Source organism: Silanimonas sp., from assembly GCF_044377035.1.
In the GTDB taxonomy this organism is placed as follows: Bacteria; Pseudomonadota; Gammaproteobacteria; order Xanthomonadales; family Xanthomonadaceae; genus Silanimonas.
The window spans coordinates 101,093-120,886 of sequence record NZ_JBILJW010000006.1; the positions used below are offsets into that span (position 1 = coordinate 101,093).

Annotated in this window: 23 protein-coding genes; 7 read left to right on the top strand and 16 right to left on the bottom strand. The window is 69.1% G+C overall.

All coding sequences use genetic code 11. The annotated features are described in order from the left end of the window. Nucleotides 1–23 precede the first annotated feature (23 nt). Nucleotides 24–1,694 carry a urocanate hydratase gene (gene hutU, locus ACIQ6S_RS04855; RefSeq protein WP_397607366.1) on the top strand — a complete coding sequence of 557 codons (1,671 nt, stop codon included), beginning with the start codon at nt 24–26 and terminating at the stop codon, nt 1,692–1,694. A 40-nt stretch (nt 1,695–1,734) separates the two neighbouring features. Here the strand turns inward: hutU and ACIQ6S_RS04860 are convergent, their stop codons facing one another. The 5 genes from ACIQ6S_RS04860 to ACIQ6S_RS04880 form a co-directional block, all read right to left on the bottom strand. Further along, complete coding sequence (locus ACIQ6S_RS04860) at nt 1,735–2,280, bottom strand: PleD family two-component system response regulator (protein WP_397607367.1); 546 nt, start codon at nt 2,278–2,280, stop codon at nt 1,735–1,737. 89 nt (nt 2,281–2,369) lie between these two features. Further along, nucleotides 2,370–3,062: a peroxiredoxin gene (locus tag ACIQ6S_RS04865; RefSeq protein ID WP_397607368.1), complete on the bottom strand. Its 693-nt coding sequence runs from the start codon at nt 3,060–3,062 to the stop codon at nt 2,370–2,372. 71 nt (nt 3,063–3,133) lie between these two features. Further along, nucleotides 3,134–4,048 (bottom strand): peptidylprolyl isomerase, encoded by a 915-nt coding sequence (locus ACIQ6S_RS04870; protein WP_397607369.1) that lies wholly within the window; start codon nt 4,046–4,048, stop codon nt 3,134–3,136. A 52-nt stretch (nt 4,049–4,100) separates the two neighbouring features. Further along, complete coding sequence (locus ACIQ6S_RS04875; protein ID WP_397607370.1) at nt 4,101–5,069, bottom strand: serine/threonine protein kinase; 969 nt, start codon at nt 5,067–5,069, stop codon at nt 4,101–4,103. After that, a complete protein-coding gene (locus tag ACIQ6S_RS04880; protein ID WP_397607371.1) occupies nt 5,066–5,671 on the bottom strand; it encodes a class I SAM-dependent DNA methyltransferase in 606 nt (201 codons plus the stop codon). Before ACIQ6S_RS04880 ends, ACIQ6S_RS04875 begins: the two co-directional genes overlap by 4 nt. Nucleotides 5,672–5,780: 109 nt before the next feature. Between ACIQ6S_RS04880 and ACIQ6S_RS04885 the strand changes: the two genes are divergently transcribed. Next, a complete protein-coding gene (locus ACIQ6S_RS04885) occupies nt 5,781–6,146 on the top strand; it encodes a PadR family transcriptional regulator (protein WP_297866787.1) in 366 nt (121 codons plus the stop codon). Beyond that, a complete protein-coding gene (locus ACIQ6S_RS04890) occupies nt 6,143–7,042 on the top strand; it encodes a sensor domain-containing protein (RefSeq protein ID WP_397607372.1) in 900 nt (299 codons plus the stop codon). Before ACIQ6S_RS04885 ends, ACIQ6S_RS04890 begins: the two co-directional genes overlap by 4 nt. A gap of 24 nt (nt 7,043–7,066) precedes the next feature. Here the strand turns inward: ACIQ6S_RS04890 and ACIQ6S_RS04895 are convergent, their stop codons facing one another. Further along, a complete protein-coding gene (locus tag ACIQ6S_RS04895) occupies nt 7,067–7,459 on the bottom strand; it encodes an MAPEG family protein (protein WP_397607373.1) in 393 nt (130 codons plus the stop codon). A 69-nt stretch (nt 7,460–7,528) separates the two neighbouring features. Here ACIQ6S_RS04895 and ACIQ6S_RS04900 point away from each other — a divergent pair, with 69 nt between their 5' ends. Together ACIQ6S_RS04900 and ACIQ6S_RS04905 are read left to right on the top strand one after the other, a co-directional pair. Then, nucleotides 7,529–8,872 (top strand): MFS transporter, encoded by a 1,344-nt coding sequence (locus ACIQ6S_RS04900; RefSeq protein WP_397607374.1) that lies wholly within the window; start codon nt 7,529–7,531, stop codon nt 8,870–8,872. 79 nt (nt 8,873–8,951) lie between these two features. Next, on the top strand, nt 8,952–9,185 hold the full coding sequence (locus tag ACIQ6S_RS04905) for a hypothetical protein (protein WP_397607375.1): 234 nt from the start codon (nt 8,952–8,954) through the stop codon (nt 9,183–9,185). Here ACIQ6S_RS04905 and ACIQ6S_RS04910 read toward each other — a convergent pair. Continuing rightward, on the bottom strand, nt 9,175–11,007 hold the full coding sequence (locus ACIQ6S_RS04910) for an ABCB family ABC transporter ATP-binding protein/permease (protein ID WP_397607376.1): 1,833 nt from the start codon (nt 11,005–11,007) through the stop codon (nt 9,175–9,177). The genes ACIQ6S_RS04905 and ACIQ6S_RS04910 overlap by 11 nt on opposite strands. Nucleotides 11,008–11,065: 58 nt before the next feature. Between ACIQ6S_RS04910 and ACIQ6S_RS04915 the strand changes: the two genes are divergently transcribed. After that, the gene (locus ACIQ6S_RS04915) at nt 11,066–12,283 is read left to right on the top strand and encodes a multidrug effflux MFS transporter (protein ID WP_397607377.1); all 1,218 of its coding nucleotides are present in this window, start codon (nt 11,066–11,068) and stop codon (nt 12,281–12,283) included. Here ACIQ6S_RS04915 and ACIQ6S_RS04920 read toward each other — a convergent pair whose 3' ends face one another. Next, on the bottom strand, nt 12,284–14,209 hold the full coding sequence (locus ACIQ6S_RS04920; protein WP_397607378.1) for a M2 family metallopeptidase: 1,926 nt from the start codon (nt 14,207–14,209) through the stop codon (nt 12,284–12,286). It lies immediately after the preceding gene. Between the two features lie 152 nt (nt 14,210–14,361). Between ACIQ6S_RS04920 and ACIQ6S_RS04925 the strand changes: the two genes are divergently transcribed. Then, nucleotides 14,362–14,598: a YdcH family protein gene (locus ACIQ6S_RS04925; protein WP_297866780.1), complete on the top strand. Its 237-nt coding sequence runs from the start codon at nt 14,362–14,364 to the stop codon at nt 14,596–14,598. A gap of 37 nt (nt 14,599–14,635) precedes the next feature. Here ACIQ6S_RS04925 and ACIQ6S_RS04930 read toward each other — a convergent pair whose 3' ends face one another. The 8 genes from ACIQ6S_RS04930 to ACIQ6S_RS04965 form a co-directional block, all read right to left on the bottom strand. After that, nucleotides 14,636–15,562, bottom strand: coding sequence for a DMT family transporter (locus ACIQ6S_RS04930; protein WP_397607379.1), 927 nt, complete (start codon nt 15,560–15,562; stop codon nt 14,636–14,638). Nucleotides 15,563–15,648: 86 nt separating this feature from the next. After that, the gene (locus tag ACIQ6S_RS04935; protein ID WP_397607380.1) at nt 15,649–16,281 is read right to left on the bottom strand and encodes a DUF3011 domain-containing protein; all 633 of its coding nucleotides are present in this window, start codon (nt 16,279–16,281) and stop codon (nt 15,649–15,651) included. Next, a complete protein-coding gene (locus tag ACIQ6S_RS04940; RefSeq protein WP_397607381.1) occupies nt 16,278–16,667 on the bottom strand; it encodes a hypothetical protein in 390 nt (129 codons plus the stop codon). The genes ACIQ6S_RS04935 and ACIQ6S_RS04940 overlap by 4 nt, the downstream gene beginning before the upstream one ends. Nucleotides 16,668–16,729: 62 nt before the next feature. Next, nucleotides 16,730–17,239, bottom strand: a complete 510-nt coding sequence (locus tag ACIQ6S_RS04945) for a hypothetical protein (RefSeq protein WP_397607382.1) — start codon at nt 17,237–17,239, stop codon at nt 16,730–16,732. A 49-nt stretch (nt 17,240–17,288) separates the two neighbouring features. Beyond that, a complete protein-coding gene (minE, locus tag ACIQ6S_RS04950; protein ID WP_297866775.1) occupies nt 17,289–17,546 on the bottom strand; it encodes a cell division topological specificity factor MinE in 258 nt (85 codons plus the stop codon). A gap of 1 nt (nt 17,547) precedes the next feature. Continuing rightward, nucleotides 17,548–18,357 carry a septum site-determining protein MinD gene (minD, locus tag ACIQ6S_RS04955; RefSeq protein WP_297866774.1) on the bottom strand — a complete coding sequence of 270 codons (810 nt, stop codon included), beginning with the start codon at nt 18,355–18,357 and terminating at the stop codon, nt 17,548–17,550. Between the two features lie 27 nt (nt 18,358–18,384). Continuing rightward, nucleotides 18,385–19,182, bottom strand: coding sequence for a septum site-determining protein MinC (minC, locus tag ACIQ6S_RS04960; RefSeq protein WP_397607383.1), 798 nt, complete (start codon nt 19,180–19,182; stop codon nt 18,385–18,387). Between the two features lie 3 nt (nt 19,183–19,185). Then, entirely contained in the window at nt 19,186–19,785 is a 600-nt protein-coding gene (locus ACIQ6S_RS04965) for a GNAT family N-acetyltransferase (protein ID WP_397607384.1), read from the bottom strand. Nucleotides 19,786–19,794: the final 9 nt, after the last annotated feature.

Here is a 19,794-nt window from a genome sequence, read left to right on the forward strand (position 1 = left end):
TGATTCCGTCACGGACGCCCGCCATGGCCACGCCCCGCCACGATCCTTCCCGCGTCATCCGCGCCCCGCGCGGCAGCGCGCTGCGCTGCAAGAGCTGGCTCACCGAAGCGGCGCTGCGCATGCTGATGAACAACCTCGATCCGGACGTGGCCGAGGACCCGACCTCGCTGGTGGTGTACGGCGGCATCGGCCGCGCGGCCCGCGACTGGGCCAGCTTCGACACCATCGTCGAGGTGCTCGAGCGCCTCGAGGACAACCAGACCCTGCTGGTGCAGAGCGGCAAGCCCGTGGGCGTGTTTCCCACGCACCCCGATGCGCCGCGCGTGCTGCTCGCCAACTCCAACCTGGTGCCGCATTGGGCCACGTGGCAGCACTTCAACGAACTCGACGCCAAGGGCCTCGCGATGTACGGCCAGATGACGGCCGGCTCGTGGATCTACATCGGCTCGCAGGGCATCGTGCAGGGCACTTACGAGACGTTCGCCGAGATGGGGCGCCAGCACTTCGGCGGCGACCTCACCGGCAAGTGGGTGCTCACCGCGGGTCTCGGCGGCATGGGCGGCGCGCAGCCGCTGGCCGCCACCATGGCCGGTGCCAGCATGCTGGCCATCGAGTGCCGCCAGAGCAGCATCGACATGCGCCTTCGCACGCGCTACGTCGATGAGCAGGCCACCGATCTCGACGACGCGCTGGCACGCATCGAGCGTTACTGCGCGGAAGGCAAGGCGCGCTCCGTTGCGCTGCTCGGCAATGCCGCCGAAATCCTTCCGGAACTCGTGCGTCGCGGCGTGCGTCCGGATGCCGTGACCGACCAGACCTCGGCCCACGATCCGCTGCACGGCTACCTGCCGGCCGGCTGGACGGTGGAGCGATGGCTCGACGAGCAGAAGCACGCGCCGGAGCGCGTCGTCGAAGCGGCCAAGCATTCGATGCGGATGCACGTCGAAGCGATGCTGCACTTCGAAGACCAGGGCATCCCGGTCTTCGACTACGGCAACAACATCCGCCAGATGGCCAAGGAAGCCGGCTGCGTTGATGCCTTCGACTTCCCGGGCTTCGTGCCGGCCTACATCCGCCCGCTGTTCTGCCGCGGCATCGGCCCCTTCCGCTGGGTGGCGCTCTCCGGTGATCCGGAGGACATCGCCAAGACCGATGCGAAGGTGAAGGAACTGATCCCCAACGACCCGCACCTGCACCGCTGGCTCGACATGGCGAAGGAGCGCATCGCCTTCCAAGGGCTGCCGGCACGCATCTGCTGGGTGGGCCTCGGCGACCGCCACCGCCTCGCGCTCGCGTTCAACGAGATGGTGCGGAACGGTGAACTGAAGGCGCCGATCGTGATCGGCCGCGACCATCTGGATTCCGGCAGCGTGGCCAGCCCGAACCGCGAGACGGAGGCGATGCTCGACGGCTCGGACGCCGTGTCCGACTGGCCGCTGCTCAACGCGATGCTCAACGTGGCCGGCGGCGCGACCTGGGTGTCGCTGCACCACGGCGGCGGCGTGGGCATGGGCTTCTCGCAGCACAGCGGCGTGGTGATTGTGGCTGATGGCACGGAAGCTGCCGAAAAGCGCCTCGGTCGCGTGCTTTGGAACGACCCCGGCACGGGTGTCATGCGCCATGCCGACGCGGGCTATGACATCGCCAAGGCCTGCGCGAAGGAAAAGGGCCTCGACCTGCCGATGCTGGGTTGAGGGCCCCGGCCCGCCGCGTTCGCGGCGGGCGGCAGCGGGCTCAGGCGCCGCGCTTCGGCGCGGCTTCGCCGTCGAGCAGCTTCTCGACGCGGGCGAACACTTCGAAGCGCGAGAAGGGCTTCTTCATGAAGTCGTCGGCGCCGATGCGCTGGGCGTAGAACTGCTCGGTCGCCTGTTCGTTGCCGGACATCATGATCACCGGGATGTCCTTGCTGATCGGGTCGCGGCGGATGCGGCGCAGGGCCTCGAAGCCGTTGATGCCCGGGAGAACGATGTCGAGGAAGATGATCTCGGGCGGATTCGCTGCGATCTTGGCGAGGCCGCCCTCGGCGTCGCCGGCCGTATCGAGCTGGTAGCGATTCTGCAGCAGCATGCGTGCCAACGCGGCCGTGACGGTGGCGGAGTCGTCGATGATCAGGGCGCGGGTGCCCTCACGCGCGTTGCGGCGGTCGTGCAACCGGCGCTCGATACCGTTGGGCACGGCGCGGGTTTCGTTTTCGAGCTCGGAGCGATTGACGGCGTCTTCTGGGTTGCCCGTCGGCGTGGACTGGGCGAGGAAGCGCTTGAGGCGGTCGATCAGGCTCACTGGGGGCTCCGCAAGATGACGACAGCAGGCTCGCACATGCGGTCGTCGGGGTGAAGCGGTCCGGGGTAGGAAAACACCCCGGCGGAGCGTCAGCGCTTGGCCTTCTTCGCGGCCTTCTTCGCCGGAGCCGCCTTCTTGGTGGGGGCCGCCTTCTTGACCGGAGCTGCCTTCTTGGCCGGAGCCGCCTTCTTGGCCGGAGCCGCCTTCTTGGCCGGAGCCGCCTTCTTGGCCGGAGCCGCCTTCTTGGCCGGAGCCGCCTTCTTGGCGGGGGCCGCCTTCTTGGCCGGGGCCGCCTTCTTGACCAGAGCCGCCTTCTTCGCGGCCGGGGCCCCGAGGTAGGCGAGGACCTCGTCGGAATGGCCGTCCGGGCTCACTTTCGGCCACACCTTCTCGATGCGACCGCTGGCGTCGACGACGACGGTCGCGCGGGCCACACCCATGTAGGTCTTGCCGTACATGCTCTTCTGCACCCACACGCCGATCGCCTTGAGCAGCGTCAGCTCGGGATCCGCGAGCAGCGGGAAGTTCAGCTGGTACTTGGCGGCGAACTTCTGGTGCGAGGCATCGTTGTCGGCGGACACGCCGAACACCGGCACCTTGATGCCGGTGAAGCGGGGGAGGTTGTCGCGGAAACCGCAGGCTTCCGTGGTGCAGCCCGGCGTGTCGTCCTTGGGATAGAAAAAGAGCACGAAGCGCTGGCCGCGCAGGCTTTCGGCGCTGACCAGTCGGCCGTCACTGGCCTTGAGCGAGAAGTCCGGGATCGAAGCACCAACGTCCAGCATGGTCACACCCTCGGGAGCGGAAACGACTCCCGATTATGCCTTGTCACGCGCCATTCAGGCACCCGTCCGGGTCAGCGGGCCGCGGCCTCGCGCACCGGGATGGGCACGTTGCACAGGTCGATGTGGCCGGCCTTGCGCAGGTACCAGGCGTCAGCGCGGTTCCGCCGGGCTTCCACCAGGGCTTCGAAGCTCGCGCTGCCGGTCTCCATCACCTGTAGGCGTGGGCGCTGTGCTTCGGGCAGGGCCGAGGCGAGGGCGATCCGGCGGATCGGGGTGCGCAGCGCGGGTTGGGTATAGAACCCGCCCGGCGCGAGGCTGCGCGGAATGGCGGACAGCCTGTGCATGCCGTCGAGCACGCGGCCCACGCTGGTGATGTTGAGGTCGAGCTGGCGCGGTGCCTGCCCGGTGACGACGTAGAGCTCGGTACCGTTGCTCGAATCCGGCGCGTTGCCGCGGCCGGCGCCGACGGTGGCATAGCAGTGCGCCAGCCACTGCGTGCCCGCCTGCGGATCGCGGCCCACCGGGAAGCCGGCGCTGAAGCCGACCTGGGGCGCCCAGCCGTCCACGTCAGGCAGGCGGGTGAAGGCCAGACCGTCGCGGATGCGGGTGCTGAACTCGGCGGGCAGCGCGGCCTTCGCCGCGCCCAGCGGCTTCGCCTTGGCCGGGTCCTCGCCGTTGGCATCGCCCCACTGCACCACGAAGTTGTCCTGCGAGCGGTTGATCGTCAGGCCGTCGAAGTAGCCCTCGCGCGCCAGCGTGCGCAGGTTCGCGACGTGCTCGGGCGCGTGTTCGGGCGAGAGCTCGATGACGACCGGGCCGGTCTCGAGCGTCATGACCAGCAGGTTGTCAGGATCGGGCGTGCGCCAGTGGTCCGACGGCGCCGCGGCGATGATCTCGTCCATGGTGCGCGGCGGTGCCGCGGGCGTGGCGGCCGTTGCCGACGAGGCCAGGGCGAGAAAAACGAGGACAGCGGTGGGATGGCGCATGGTGGGCTCGTCGACGGGGACGCGCCGATTGGGCCGCACTCCGCCGCCGGGTTCAAGCCTCGCGCAAGATCGAAAGCTGTTCGCGCCACTCGGCGAGCACGCGTTCCCAGTGCGTGCGGTCGGCGAACTGCGGGAAGGCGACGGGAAAGGCCGGGTCCTCCCAACGCCGCGCGATCCAGGCGTGGAAATGCACGATGCGCAGCGCGCGCAGCGCCTCGACCAGCGCCAGTTCGCCGCGATCGAACTCGCAGAAGCGCTCGTAGCCCACCATCAGGTCGGTGAGCTGGGTTTCGCGTCGGCGCGGTTCTGCATCGAGCAGCATCCACAGGTCCTGCACCGCGGGCCCGGTGCGGGCGTCGTCGAAATCCACGAGGTGCGGGCGGTCGTCGCGCCAGAGCACGTTGCCCGGGTGCAGGTCGCCGTGCAGGCGCCGCTGGATGGCACCCTCGGATTCGGCGAAGCGTTCCTCCACCGCTTCGAGCAGGGCGCTGCCCACGTCCTCGAAGCTGTCGTGCAGCGCGGGTTCGATCCACGAGCCATCGAGCAGGGTGTCCAGCGAGGCCCAGCCGAGGGTGTCGATGGCGAGCGCCTCGCGGTGGCGGAACGGCGTGCGCGCTCCGACGGCGTGCAGGCGGCCGAGCGTTTCGCCCAAGGCCAGACGCACGTCCGCGCGGTCCATCTCCGGTGCGTGGCCGCCCTGCAGCGGGAACAGGGCGAAGCGCAGCGTGCCGTGGGCGTGCAGCGTCTCGCCGGCGAAGTCCAGGGGTGGCACCACCGACAGGCCCTCGTCGTGCAACTCGCGCACGAACGCATGCTCCTCGCGGATCTGCGCGTCGCTCCAGCGCGCCGGGCGGTAGAACTTCGCGATGACCGGCGCCGAATCCTCGAGGCCGACGCGCAGCACGCGGTTCTCGTAGCTGTTCAGCGCGAGCACCCGGCCATCGGCCTGCAGGCCCAGCGATTCGACGGCGTCGATCACCGCTTCCGGTGTCAGCGTCCGGAAGTCGGCGGTGCCGGTCACGCGCGCTCCAGCGCCGTGGCTTGACCGGCCAAGGCCGGCGACAGCCAGCAGTGCTGACCGAGGAAGGTGAATCCCACGCGTTGCAGCGAACGGCGATAGGCCTTGGCCGGGCGGGCGATGAAGGCGTCGAAGTCGCCCTGCACATCGTCGCCGGCGGTGTCATCGGCGGTGTACGTCTCGATGAAGGCGACGCCGCCGCAGAGCTCGGCGAGGCCGGGCAGGCCGGCCTTCAGCTCGCCGTCGGGCACGTAGTGCAGCACGTCGGCGCAGACCAGCAAATCGACGGGCGGGCAGGGACGCAGCGCGGCGAGGTCACCGAAGCGTGCCCAATGCAGGTTGCGCGTGCGACCGAAGCGCCGCACCGCGTATTCGCTGCCGTCGAGGCCGAGGTACTGCAGCCCCGGGCGCATCGCCAGCAGCGGCGCACGCCAATGGCCTTCGCCGCAGCCCACGTCGAGCACCGTGCGCACGCGCCGTCCGAGGAAAACTTCAGCCGAAGCCACGGCCAGCGCGACGGTGCGCTCGAGCTGCGAGCGCGAGGCCTTGCTGCCATCGGCCTGGCGATACCAGCGGTCGAAATAGGCGCGGTCGTAGGTCTTCAAGGGGCGCTCCCTGCGCGGCGGGCCGGCAGTGTAGGGCAGGGTGACTACCGGCACATCCACTAGAGCGGAGTTGGCACTAGTGTGGCCTCAACAGTACTGAGGAGGGGCCATGACCGACCTCGACGCCCAACGCCGCAAGTTCGACAAGGAGCTCGCCACCGGCACGGTGGCCCTCGTGCTGCTGGCCATCCTTGGTCGCGACGGCGAGCCGATGTACGGCTACCAGATCGCCAAGCGCTTCGAGCAGGCCGACGAGGCCGCCCTGGCGGGCAAGCAGAGCACGCTCTACCCGGTGCTCCGCAACCTCGCCGCCGCCGGCCTGCTGGACAGCTGGATCGAGCCATCCGACGCCGGCCCGCCGCGCCGGTACTACCGCATCACCGCCAACGGCCGCCTGGTGCTCGACCAGTGGGTGGCGAGTTGGCGCAGCACCCGCCAGATGGTGGACCGCGTTCTTGAAGGGGAAGAGCAATGAGCCTGCCGACCACGATCAACCAGTACCTCGACCAGCTGCGAAGCGAACTGTCCGCCGCCGACCCGGCGCTGCTGCAGGACGCGCTCTACGATGCCGAGGAATACCTCCGTTCCGAACTCGCGGCGCACCCGCGCGAAGGGGAGGAGGCGCTCATCGCGCGCATCGCCTCCACCTACGGCCGGCCTGCCGAAGTCGCGGACATCTACCGCGACACGGAAGTCACCGTGAGCCGCGCGCTGCGTCCGCCGCCGCCGAAGCCGCGCGAGTCCTCGCTCGGCCGCTTCTTTGGCGTGGTGTCCGACCCGCGCGCCTACGCGGCCCTGCTGTACATGCTGCTGTCGGTGCTCACCGGCGTCTTCTACTTCACCTGGGCGTCCGCGGGACTGGCGCTGTCGCTGGGCCTCTCGCTGACGATCATCGGCGTGGCCTTCTTCATCCTGTTCATGGCGACAGTGCGCGTGCTCTCCCTGGTGGAAGGCCGCATCGTCGAGGTGATGCTCGGCGAGCGCATGCCGCGTCGCCCGGCCTACCCGGCGCCGTCGAACGGCATCCTCGAGCGCATCGGCCAACTGTTCACCGACCCGCGCACCTGGGGCACGCTGATCTACCAGGTGCTGATGTTGCCGCTCGGCATCATCTACTTCACTTTGGCCGCGGTGCTGCTGGCCATCGGTGTGACCTTGGCTGGCACGCCGCTGCTTGCGCTGCTGAGTGCCGGGACGATCATGATCGGGCCCTTCACCGGCGATGAGCTCGGCGCGTTGTCGATCCCGGTGTTCGCGGTGACGTCGGCCTTCGGCATCCTGCTGCTGTTCGTCACCCTGCATTTGGCCCGCGGCGTGGCCCACGTGCACGGTGCGATCGCCAAGCACCTGCTGGTGAAGTGGGGCGAGTGAACCGCGCCCCGCGACATCCGGAGCTCAGGCCGCCAGCAGCGCCTTCGCGATGCCCCAGCCGCCCTGCACCAGCAGGGCGCTGAGGGCGAGGAGGGTGATCACGAAGCCCGCGCCACGCCGCTGCGCATCGCGGGCGTACATCACGGCGTAAAGCACGCGACCCACCAGCCAGAGCGCACCGAAGCCGGCCGCCCAGGCCGGGTCGCCGTAAGCGCCGGCAAGCCACAGCGCCGGCAGGAACATCACGCTGGCCTCCAGCGTGTTCATCTGCACGCGGAACACGCGTTCGAAATCGGGATGGCCGGTCGTGGCCGGTGCCTTCACCCCATGGCGCCCACGGGCCATGCCGACGGCGAACATGCAGGCGCTCATCAGCAGGACGGTGAGCAGCGAAACAAGGGCGATCCAAGGCGACATGGCCGGCTCCGGTAGGGACGCCACAGCCTACGCGAGCTAGAGTGTCGCGCCCCTTCCGAGTGATGCCCGATGGCCGCTTTGCGCCCGCTCCGACGTCCATACGCCGATCCCGGTATCGCGCCCGTGCAGCGCCGCGAGCTCTGGGCGTGGGCGGGATTCGACTTCGCCAATTCCGGCTACACCACCGTCGTCATCACGGCCATCTTCAGTGCCTATTTCGTCGGCGTGGTGGCGGGCGATGCCGGCTGGGCGACGTTCGCGTGGACGGCGGCGCTTTCGGTGTCCTATCTGCTGGTGATGGCCATGGCGCCGCTGCTCGGGCTCTATGCCGATGCGCACGCCTGCAAGAGAAAGCTGCTGTTGGCCACGACCGCGGTCTGCAGCCTCGGCACGGCGGCGCTGTGGCTCTGCGGGCCGGGTGATGTCGCGCTCGCCTTGGTGCTCATCGTCATCACCAACACCGCGTTCGGCACCGGCGAGAACCTGATCGCGGCCTTCCTGCCGGAGCTGGCGGACGACGAGGGCATGGGCCGCCTTTCCGGCTACGGCTGGGCGTTCGGTTACTTCGGCGCGGTGCTGCTGCTGGCGGCCTGCCTGTGGTGGGTGCAGGGCGCCGCAGTGCGGGGCAGCGACACCGGCACGGCGGTGCGAGACACGATGCTGCTCACCGGGGCCACGGTATTCCTCGCGGCCCTGCCGACCTTCCTGCTGCTGCGCGAGCGCATCGTGGCGACGCCGCGGGCTTTCGTCGCCCTCTGGCGCGAATCGCGGCAGCGCTGGCGCGGCATCCTCGGAGGCGCGAGCGACCTGCCGCAGCTCGGCCGCTTCCTCGCCTGCATCGTCGCTTACCAGGCTGGCGTTGGCACGGTGATCGCCGTCGCCGCCATCTACGCCCAGCAGGCCCTCGGCTTCACCACCGCGGAGAGCATCACGCTGATCCTCGCGGTGAACATCACCGCCGCCGTGGGTGCGATGGCGTTTGGCCAGCTGCAGGACCGTATCGGGCACCGCAACGCGCTGGCGCTCTCGCTGCTGGGCTGGCTGGTGGCCATCGGCCTGTTGGCGCTCTCTGAGGCCCGCCCGGTGGTCTGGGTGGCGGCCAACCTCGCTGGCGTCTGCATGGGGGCCAGCCAGTCAGCGGGACGGGCCCTCGTGGGCTACCTGTGCCCGCCGCGACGCGAAGCCGAGGTGTTCGGCCTCTGGGGCCTCGCTGTGAAGGCGTCGATGGTGCTCGGCCCGCTGGCCTATGGCGCCATCAGCTGGGTGGCCGGCGGGCGTCACGCCCTGGCCATGCTGGCCACCTCCGGATTCTTCGTCGTCGGGCTGATCCTGCTGTATCGAGTCGACGTGGCCCAGGGGCGGCGCGAAGCCCTCGGGACCGGGCCGGCCGCCCCCCCGGTGAAAGCTGGGTGACATCGATTGCGTCCGGGGCTGTCAATTCCCGTCAAACGCGCTACATTCGATGCCGTCCATTCGCAAAAGAGGGTCGGCCATGCAGATCACGCTCCGTGGTAGCGCGCTTTCCCTCGCATCGACCGCCATGGACGACCGTGAAAACGTCCGCCTGCCCGCGCTGCCCAGCGCACGCGAACTGCGTCGGGCGCGCCTGATCCGCCACCTCTCGCGCCGCCAGCTCGGTTTCCTCGCGCTGCACATGGCACTGGGTGTGTTCGGTTGGTCGGCGCTGGCCTTGGCCGGTTGGGGCGCTTACGCACTCATCCGCTGAGCGCGCTCGCTTCGCCCTGCTGCTGCAGGGACCACATCGCCGCGTAGCGGCCTTTCGACGCCAGCAGTTCGGCATGCGTGCCGCGCTCGATGATCCGTCCGCCATCCATGACCAGGATCTGGTCGGCGTCCATGATCGTCGACAGCCGGTGGGCGATCACCAGCGTGGTGCGCCCGACGGCGATGCGGTCGAGTTCCGATTGGATCGCGCGTTCCGACCGTGAATCGAGCGCGGATGTCGCTTCGTCGAAGATCAGGATGGCGGGATTCTTCAACAACGCGCGGGCGATGGCGACGCGCTGCTTCTCGCCGCCGCTGAGCTTGAGCCCGCGCTCGCCCACCTCGCTGTCGTAGCCGTCGGGCAGTGACTTGATGAAGGCATCGATGTGCGCGGCCTGCGCGGCCGCCTCCACTTCGCCGTCGCTCGCCTCCGGGCGCCCGTAGCGGATGTTGTAGCGGATGCTGTCGTTGAACAGCACGGTGTCCTGCGGAACGATGCCGATGCTGCCGCGCACCGAGCCCTGCGTAAGCTCGCGGAGGTCGTGGCCGTCGATCTCGATGCGGCCTTCCTGCACGTCATAGAAGCGGTACAGCAGGCGGGCCAGCGTCGATTTGCCGCTGCCCGAATGGCCGACCACGGCGACCGTCTGGCCCGGGGCGATCTCGAAATCCACGCCGTCGAGGATGGTGCGGCGCGGGTCGTAGCCGAAGCGCACGTCGCGGAAGCGCACGCGGGGCTGCGTCGTCACCAGCGGCTTCGCGCCCGCGCGGTCCTGCACGTCGAGGTTCTCGTCGAGCAAGCCGAAGAGCCTCTCGATGTTCGTCAGCGCCTGCTTCACCTCGCGGTACATCATCCCGAGGTAGTTCAGCGGCGCCGACAGCTGCAGCAGGTAGGCGTTCACCAGCACGAGGTCGCCGATGGTGAGCTCGCCGGCCACCACGCCCGAGGCCGCGCGCCACATAAGCGCGGTGACGCCGATCGAAACGATCGCCGCCTGCCCGAGGTTGAGCACGCCCAGCGTCTTCAAGCTCTGGACGGTGGCTTCCTCGACGCGCTGCAGGCTGCCGTCGTAGCGCCGGGCTTCGTGCTCCTCGTTGTTGAAGTACTTGACGGTCTCGTAGTTGATCAGGGCGTCGACTGCGCGCGTGCTGCTCGCCGACTCGGCATCGATCGCCGCGCGGTAGTAGCGCGTGCGCCACTCGGTGACGCGGAACGTCCATGCGGAATAGACGACCAGCGTCGCCAGGGTGATGACGGCGAAACCCCAGTCGTACAGGTAGACCAACACGGCCGTGACCAGGACGACCTCGATGATCGTCGGCAGGATGGTGTAGAGCGTCCAGTCGAGCAGGTCGGAGATCGCCGTGCCGCCGCGTTCGACGTCACGCGCGATGCCGCCGGTCTTGCGTTCGAGGTGGAAGCGGAGGCTCAGCGCGTGCAGGTGCCGGAACACCTTCAGCTGGACGGTGCGCGCGCTGCGCGCCATCACTCGGGCGAAGACGATCTGCCGGAGTTCGGTGAACATCGTCGACGCGAGGCGGGCGCCGCCGTAGGCCAGCAGCAGGCCGACGGGCAGGGCGAGTAGCGTTGCCGGCACATCCAGGCCATCGACGATGCGCTTCATCAGCATCGGGATGCCGAGCAGCGTGACCTTCGCCGCGATCAGGCAAAGCAGGGCGGCCGCGATGCGGCGCCAGTAGGGCTTCAGGAAAGGCAGCAGGTCGGCCAGCACCTGCCGCACGGTGCCGTCGCCGCGTCGGGGGGCATCGACCGGCGCGTGGCCTTCGATCGATGGGGCGTTGTCGGGGGTGGGGGCGCTCATGCCGGCATTGTCGCGTGCGCCGGGCCGTCGTGGCGACGAAGCGCCGTAGAATCGGCCGATGACTTCGACCGCCACTGCGTCCCGCGCACGCCTCGCCTTCGTGCTCGGGGCCTTGGCCATGTTCGGCCCCTTCTCGATCGACACGGTGTTCCCGGCGTTCGGCGCGATGGCGCAAGACCTCGGCAGCACGCCGGTGGCGGTGCAGCAGACGATCAGCAGTTACCTGCTCGGCTACGGCCTGATGTCGCTGTTCCATGGCGCCATTTCGGATGCCGTGGGGCGGCGCCCGGTGATCCTCTGGGGAACGGCACTGTTCGGCCTGGCGTCGGTGGGCTGCGCACTGAGCACCGACCTCACCACCCTGCTGGTGTTCCGTTTCATCCAGGGCCTCTGCGCGGGCGTCGGCATGATCGTCGGCCGCGCCGTGATCCGCGACGTCTTCGACGGCGAGGACGCGCAGCGCCTGATGAGCCAGGTCTCGATGATCTTCAGCATCGCGCCGGCCATCGCGCCGATCGTTGGTGGCTGGATCCTCGGTTTCGGCGACTGGCATGCGATCTTCTGGTTCCTCGCCGCCCTGAGCCTGGTGCTGGGGGCGCTGGTGTGGCGCCTACTGCCGGAAACGCACCCGCCGGAGCGCCGCCTTCCGCTGGATGCGGGCGTGTTGATGGGGAATTACGTCGCCATGCTCCGTCACCGCCGCTTCGTCTGGCTGGTGGCGGTGACGACGATGAACTTCGCGGCGCTGTTCCTCTACATCGCCTCGGCGCCCGTGGTGGTGATGACCCACCTCGGCATGGGCGAGGCGGACTTCGGCTGGTTCTTCGTCCCGGTGATCAGCGGCATGCTGGCGGGCGCTTGGGCGACCGGGCGCGCCGCGGGTCGATTCACGGCGCGGTCCATGGTGCGCGCCGGTTTCGCCTGTTGCCTGGTCGCGGCGTTGGCGAACCTCGCCTATGCGGCCTTCGCGCCCGGCTACGTCTATCCGTGGGCGATCCTGCCGTTGATGCTGCTGAGCTTCGGCGTCGCGCTGGTGTTCCCGCAGCTGATGCTGCAGCTGCTCGACCTCTACCCGACGCAGCGCGGGAGTGCCTCCTCGATGCAGGCCTTCCTCTCGCTGATGTTCCAGGCCGGCGTGGCGGGCCTGCTTTCGCCGATGCTCTCAGCCAGTCCGCTGTTGCTCGCGCTCGCGGCGGCGGTGCTGTCGGTGGTGGCCTTCGGCCTGTGGCGATGGGGCGACGCGCACCTGATGCGGCGCGCGGTCGCCCCCGCCTGATCAGCCCTGCGGCCAGCCGCAGGCCTTGCCTTCGTTCTGCGTCTTGAGCCACGCCTGCAACGGCGCGAAGTACTCGAGCACGGCCGAGGCGTCCATTCGCTCGCCACCGGTGAGCTCCCGCATCGTCTGCTGCCAGGGCTGGCTGGCGCCCTTCTGCATCATCGCCCAGTAGCGGCGGCCGGCTTCCGGGTTGCCCGCATAGCTGCACTCGTACAGCGGGCCCTTGAAGCCGGACGCGTCGCACAGCGCCTTGTAGAACTGGAACTGCAGCACGTGCGAGAGGAAGTAGCGGGTGTAAGGCGTGTTGCCGGGCACGTGGTACTTGGCGCCGGCGTCGAAGAATGCCTCGCCGCGCGGCGTCGCCGGCGCGACGCCCTGGTACTTCGCTTTCAGCTCCCACCACGCCGCGTTGTAGCGGTCCGGGCTGATCGAGCCGTCGAACACGCCCCAGCGCCAGCGGTCGATCATCAGGCCGAAGGGCATGAAGGCCACTTTCGCCAATGCCATGCGCATCTGCGCGTTGATCGTGGCCTCGCGGCTGACTTCAGCTTCGCCGACGAGGCCCACCGACTTCAGGTACTCCGGCGTCATCGACAGCACGATGGTGTCGCCGATGGCTTCGTGGAAGCCGTCATGCGCGCCGGTCTGGAAGCTCAGCGGCTGGTCCTTGTAGGCGAGGTAGTAATAGATGTGGCCGAGCTCGTGGTAGATCGTGGTGAGCTCTTCCTCGGTCGGCTCGATGCACATCTTGATGCGCACGTCGCTGGCGTCCGCGTTCATCTGCCAGGCGCTCGCATGGCAGACGGCGTCACGGTCGCGCGGACGCAGCAGCTGCGACTGCGTGTAGAAGCTCTCCGGCAGCGCCGGCATGCCGAGGCCAGTGTAGAAGCCCTCGGCCAGCTTGGTCATGGCGACCGCCGTTTCGTGGTCCGCCTGCCGCGCGGCTTCGGCTTGCTGGAGGATGGCTTCCTCGCGCTGCTCGGGCGGAAGCGCGGGGAGAGCGGCGAGGATCTTCGCCAGCCGCTCGTCGCGCTGCGCCTTCAGCACGCTGCTCAGGTCGAGGCTGGCGGCGTTGGGGTAGGGCTGCAGGATCGGCCAGAGGTTGCCCCAGTCCTGCTGCCAGAGGTTGCCCGTCAGGTGGGCCGGAAGCAGGCCGTTGACCTGCCCCTTGTCCTCGCCGTACTGGGCGACGAGCTTCTCGCGGGTGTAGCACTGCAACTGCTCGTACAGCGGCTGCACCTGGCCCCACAGGCGGTCGGTTTCGGCGGCGAAGGCATCGGCCGGCATGTCGTAGCCGGCGCGCCACATGGCGCCAGTATTCGCATAGCCCATCTCGCGCGCGCCTTCGTTCGCCAGTTCGACGAAGCGCTGGTAGTCGCGGCGCATCGGCACCGAGATCGTGTGCCAGCCCTGCCACGCCGCCAGTTGGGCGTCGTAGTCGCGGTTGCTGGCGAGGGTCTGGGTGATCGCGCTGATGTTCTGGCACTTGCGCTGCGGGCCTTCGCCTTCGCACCACTGGCCGGCGCCGTAGGCCTGGTCGAGGCGCGTCGCGATGGTGGCCAGTTCCTTCAGCTTCGCCGGGTCGCGCGGGGCCGGCATCGAGGTGCCGAGCTTCAGCAGGGCGATGGTGCGGGCGGTGGCCGGCGACATCGGCTGGCCTTCGAAACGCTTGGCCTGCTCGACCAGGGCGTTGAATCGCGCCAGGCCACGTTCGCTGGCCAGCGCGCTGATGCGCGCCGTGTCGCCGTTGATGTAGGTCTGCGAGAGCCAGGCGGCCGAGGTGCCCTCTTCGAAGTACTTGGCGAAGGTGGCATTGACGCGCGCGGCGAACTGGTCGGCGGTCTCGTTCGGCGGCGTCGTCGACTGCGCCTGTGCAGCGCACGCGGCGGCGAGGGACAGGGCAAGCAGGGTGCAGCGAAGGCGCATGGCGCATCACCGGATGGGAAGGTGCGCCGAGGCTAGGCCAGTGCCAGGAACCCCACAAGCCCCGAGGCTTTCGACGCCGGATTGACGTCCGTCAATCGTTGCGGCGAGCCATGGGAGGAACATCACTCCGAACCCCAATGCAGGAGCTGCCCATGTCCCATACCCCGCACGAGCTCGCGGTCGAATTCCCCGCCCACGTCGTCCGCATGCACGACCTCAAGGGTACGAATGCCCATTTCGCTCGCCTCTGCGACGAGTACCACGAGGTGAATCGCGCCATCCATCGCGCCGAGTCTCGGGCGGAGGTCGTCACCGAGGAGCACGAGTCGATGCTGCGTCGCCAGCGACTCGCGCTGAAGGACCAGATCGCGACGATGCTCGAGGCCTGAGCGACGCGTTCGCCTTCGACGCCGGAGCGAGGGCGGTTCAGCCCGGCGCTTTGCGCGCCGCGAGCAGGCTCGCGGCCGCCGAGCCGGCCAGCACCAGCAGGGCGCCGGCCCAGCCCATCGCGCCGAGCTGTTCGGCCTCGATGAGTGTCGGCCAGAAAGCGTGCACACCCGCCACGGCGCCGACGCAGAGGATCGGCGTCGTGGCGAGGATCGCCGACACCCGCGAGGCCTCCCAGTGCGCCAGCGCTTCGGCGAAGGCGCCGTAGGCGACCAGCGTGTTGAGCGCGCAGTACCCGAGCAGCACGGCGTGCAAGGCGTCGAGCTCCAGCAGCACCGAGGGTGCGGCGAACGGCCAAAGCAGCAGCGCGGCGAGCGCGTAGATGGCGCCGAGGATGGCCGGCGAAGAGAGCTGGACCAGCAGCTGCTTCTGCAGAAGGGCATACACCGCCCAGACCACCGCCGCGAGCACGACGAGGCTCGCCCCCAAGGCGTAATCGCCGTCATGGCTGGCGTTCTGCTCGCCGAAGAACAGGCCGAGGCCAACGACGATCACCGCGAGCCCGAGCCACTGCGCGGCGGCGAAGCGCTCCTTGAAGACGACGATGCCGCCGAGCGCCATCAGCAGTGGTGCCAACTGGATGATCAGTTGTGCGTTCGCCGGCGTCGTGTACTGAACGCCCAGCAGGTAGAAGACGTAGTTCCCCAGAAGCATCAGCCCGGCGAGCAGCAGCATCGCCCAGTGCCTGCCGGTGAGCGCACGGAACGCCGGGAATCCCCGGCGCGCCGCCAGCCACGCGCCCATGACGCCCGCCGCCACGAGGAAGCGGAACCACGTCAGGGTGATCGCATCGACCTGTTCCAGCGTGAGCTTGAGGGCGACCGGCAGGGTCGCCCAGCAGCCGGCGGTGACGAGGGCCAAGGCCAGCCCGATGCGCCAGCGGCCCGAGGATTGGTGGAGAGCCACGGCGTCATCCGGTTCAGGGTGCCGGATGATCGCCCGGGAAGGCGGCGCACGGCCAGCGCCGCACGCCGCCCGCCTGACCGCGAGGATCAGTAGATGACGAACTCGGCCCGGCAGCCTTTGTCCACCCAGACTTCGCCGCGATCGACACCCCAAGTGCGTCCGTACTGGCAGTCACCGCGGCTGAGCTGGCGCGTCAGCTCGACGTGCTCGCGGCGGTTGACCGTCTGGCGGCACCAGGTCATCCGTCCGCCCGTCGACTCGCAGGTGAAGTGGCGTTCCGCCCCGCCGCTCCAGCCGCCGCCACCCCAACCGTCGCCGCAGCCGCGCGGGCCGCAGTCCGGTCGGCGATCGTCGTCGCGGTCATGGTCGTTGTGGTTCGCGATCACGGCGCCGGCGATGGCCCCCATGATCAGCGCACCAGCGAGGGCACCATTGTTGTTGCCGGAGGATGAGGACGGACGGTTTCCGCCCACGCGGAACTCGGCCCGGCAGCCGTTCGTCACCCAGATGCGGTTGCGGTCGTAGCCCCAGGTGTCGCCTTGCCAGCAGCCGGCGCGGCTCAGCTGGCGGGCCAGCGTGACACCGCCGTAGGTGTCCACATTGCAGGCTTTCCAGCGCCCGTCGGTGGATTCGCAGCGCATCGTCGTGCTGGCCTCGGCCGGCGTCGATGCGAACAGCGCCGCAGCGGCGAGAAGGAGAGTGGCGAACATGCGGTTCATCGGGCACCTCCCGCGGCGGCGGCCGCGCGGCCTTGGGTGATTTCCTCGGCGCTCAGGCAGCCGCTGTTGTCCGCGTCGAACGAGGTGAAGCGCGCCGTATAGGCGTCCTGCCAAGCGTCGATGCCGATCGGCCGCGCCGCGCTCGGTTCGCCCGGCAACGGCGGGGCTTCGTTGGCATCGAGCACGTTGTCGCCATTGCTATCGAGCAGGTGGAAACGACGGCTGGTGTAGTTCCGTCCTTCCTCGAGGTCGAGGCAACCATTGGCGTTGCGGTCGAGCTGCTGCACCAGGGCTGCGGGCTCGATGCTGCCGATCGCCGGCGGCGCATCGGCCGCGACGACGACTTGGGCCAGCGCGATCGCGGCCCCTCCGATCCAGAATTTCATTGGAGACTCCCCGGACGCCGCCTCGTCGGGGGGACGAGGTCCCTCGGCTTCCGGCGCCAACCCTACGCCGCTCTCGTGTCCGCTGCCATCACGGTGGGCAGCAGGCCGTGCAGGTGCGGGAGCGACGCCAGATACGCGGCGGCATCCTCGGCATCGCCTTCGAACCAGGCCTTCGCCGAGCCCCGTCGGAAGGTGTAGCCCCACGCGTCCATATCGGCGAAGCCGCGCTCACGGCCGAAGCCGGGCAGGGTGTCGGCCAGCAGCAACTGCAGATAGCACACGGCGTCTTCGTCGCGCTGGGTGTCACTGGCATCGGTGTGCACGGCGGCGCGGCGCTCGGGCGGCATCACCATCAGGTGCCCGGCCTCATGCAGCAGGGAATGCACCGGGGTGTCGTCGCGTGCATGCACGCGGGAACCGATGATCCCGGCCTCGGCGTCACCCCAGTAGCTGCCGGGGATGGGCTCGCCCGGCTCGACCTCAATCAATTCGAGGCCGAAGCGGGCGAGCAGGGCGGCGGGGCCCACCCAGCCGATGTCGGCGAGGGTGAGCACGCTCGTCGCCTGTCGCATCGTCGCTTCCGACATCGCGCCACCCCGCGGCTGGGCCGCGGGGACCTCCTCAGCCGTTCTTTTCCGGCAGTGAGACGGAGATGTCGAGCACGTCGTGCTCGCCGTCCTTCACCAGGTCGACCTTCACCGCGTCGACGTCGACATTGACGTACTTGCGGATCACTTCGAGCAACTCGCGCTGCAGCAGGGGCAAGTAGTCGGGGCCGCCGCGGGTGCTGCGCTCCTGCGCGACGATGATGCGCAGGCGCTCCTTCGCGAGGTTGGCGGTGGCGGGCTTCTTGCCCGTCAGGAAATCGAACAGGCCCATGTCAGCCCCCGAAGATCTTGGCGAAGAAGCCTTTCTTCTCGGCCGTGGTGAAGCGCATCGGGCGCTCCTCGCCGAGCAGGCGGGCGATGGCGTCGGTGTAGGCGATGCCGGCGTTGCTCTGCTCGTCGAGGATGACCGGGTTGCCCGAGTTCGAGGCCTGCAGCACGTCCGGCGATTCCGGAATGACGCCGATCACCTTGAGGCCGAGGATCTCCTCGACGTCGCCGATCGAAAGCATCTCGCCCTTCTCGACGCGTTCCGGGTTGTAGCGGGTCAGCAGCAGGTGCTCCTGGATGCGCTCGCCGGCTTCGGCCTTCTTCGTCTTGCTCTGCAGCAGGCCGAGGATGCGGTCGGAGTCGCGCACCGAGGACACTTCCGGGTTCACGACGACAAGCGCGCGGTCGGCGAAATACATCGCCAGGAACGCGCCTTTCTCGATGCCCGCCGGGGAATCACAGACGATGAAGTCGAAGCCGTCGTCGGCAAGGTCCTTCAGCACCTTCTCGACGCCTTCCTTCGTCAGCGCGTCCTTGTCGCGGGTCTGCGACGCGGCGAGCACGTAGAGGTTGTCGAAGCGCTTGTCCTTGATCAGCGCCTGCTTGAGCGAGGCCTCGCCGTGCACGACGTTGACGAAGTCGTACACCACGCGGCGCTCGCAGCCCATGATCAGGTCGAGGTTGCGCAGGCCGACGTCGAAGTCGATGACGGCGGTCTTCTTGCCGGCGCGGGCGAGGCCCATCGCGATGCTGGCCGAGGTGGTCGTCTTGCCGACGCCGCCCTTGCCCGAGGTGACTACGAGGATTTCCGCCAAGGTCGTTTCTCCGTCTTTGTGTGGCCGTCAGGCCAGCGGCTGGATTTGCAGGATGTCGTTGTTGTCGAGCCAGATCTGCACGGCCTTGCCGTGCAGGGCCTTGGGCACGTCGTCGAGCACTTTGTACTGCCCGGCGATGGCCACAAGCTCGGCGTGGAATTCGCGGCAGAAGATGCGAGCGCCGGTGAAGCCCGAGGCGCCGGCCAGCGCGCGGCCGCGCAGCGCGCCGTAAACATGGATGGAGCCGTCGGCCACCACTTCCGCGCCGGCACCGATCGGGGCCAGCACGGTCAGGTCGCGGTTGGCCGCGAAGACCTGCTGTCCCGAGCGGACGGGCAGGGCGTGCACGAGGCCCGGCTCGGCCTCCACGACCGGCACTGGGGCCGAGGCCGCCGCGACTTCACGGGCCGGCGGCGCGGTGGCCGGGCGCTCGGCCGCGCGGGGTTCCGGGGCAGGCGTTTCGCCGGCGCGTTCGTACTGCGAACGGAACTTGGCCAGCACCGGCAAGCCGAGGCGCTCGGCGAGCGCGTCGTTCTCGGGCGTGCCGTAGGCCAGCGCGACCGGATGCACGCCGGAGCCTTCGAGCGCCGCCACCAGCGCCTTGGCGGTGGCGTCGTCGGGCAGCTGCATCAGGCCGCCGAAATCGAGGATCACCGCGGCGCGGGCGAACAGCTTCGGCGCCCGTTCCACCCGCTCGCGCATCTCCGCGGCGAGCTGGGCGACATCGAGGGTGCGGATGCGCAGGTTGGCGATGCCGACCTGGCCGAACTTCAGTTCGCCAGCCTGCTCGTAGTTGGGGAGGTCGGCGGGGTGCGGTGTCGCCATGCGTCAGGTTCCGGTGTTGCGGGCGGCGGCGGGAGGCGTCGGGCCACGGCGCGGGGCCAGCCAGGGTTCGTCGGGCAGCGTCCCGCCGTAGGTCGCGGCGATCCAGTCGTGGCTGCCGAGGTCCTTCATCAGCATGCAGGCGCGGAGGCCCGTGCCTTCCATCGTCTGCTGGCCGACCTCGCGGAAGCCGAAGGCGCCGTGGAAGAGCAGGGCCGGGTCGTAGCCCACGCCGAGGAACACCTCGCAGCAGAGGTGGGCCCAGCGCGGCTCGGCGAAGCTCATCGCGTCGGCGTAGAAGGCACGGCCGCGGCCACCACCGCGGCGGGCGGCGGCGATGACGATGCGGTCGATGTAAAGGAAATTGCGGTGCCGTTCCCGGAACCAGCGGAAGTTCGGGCTGTCATGCGGGGCCAGGTCGCTGAACCCGACGAGGAAGCCGGTGATGGCGTCGTCCTGCTCGATCACGCGGAAGTAGTCGGCGTGTTCCCAGAAGAAGCGGGCCTTTTCCGCGTCCATCGGCAGGATCGAAGGCCCCGCCGAGTTGTTGAGCGCCACCACGAGGTCCAGCTCGTGTTCGCGCACATCGCGGATCTGGAACGGCATTCCTTTCCT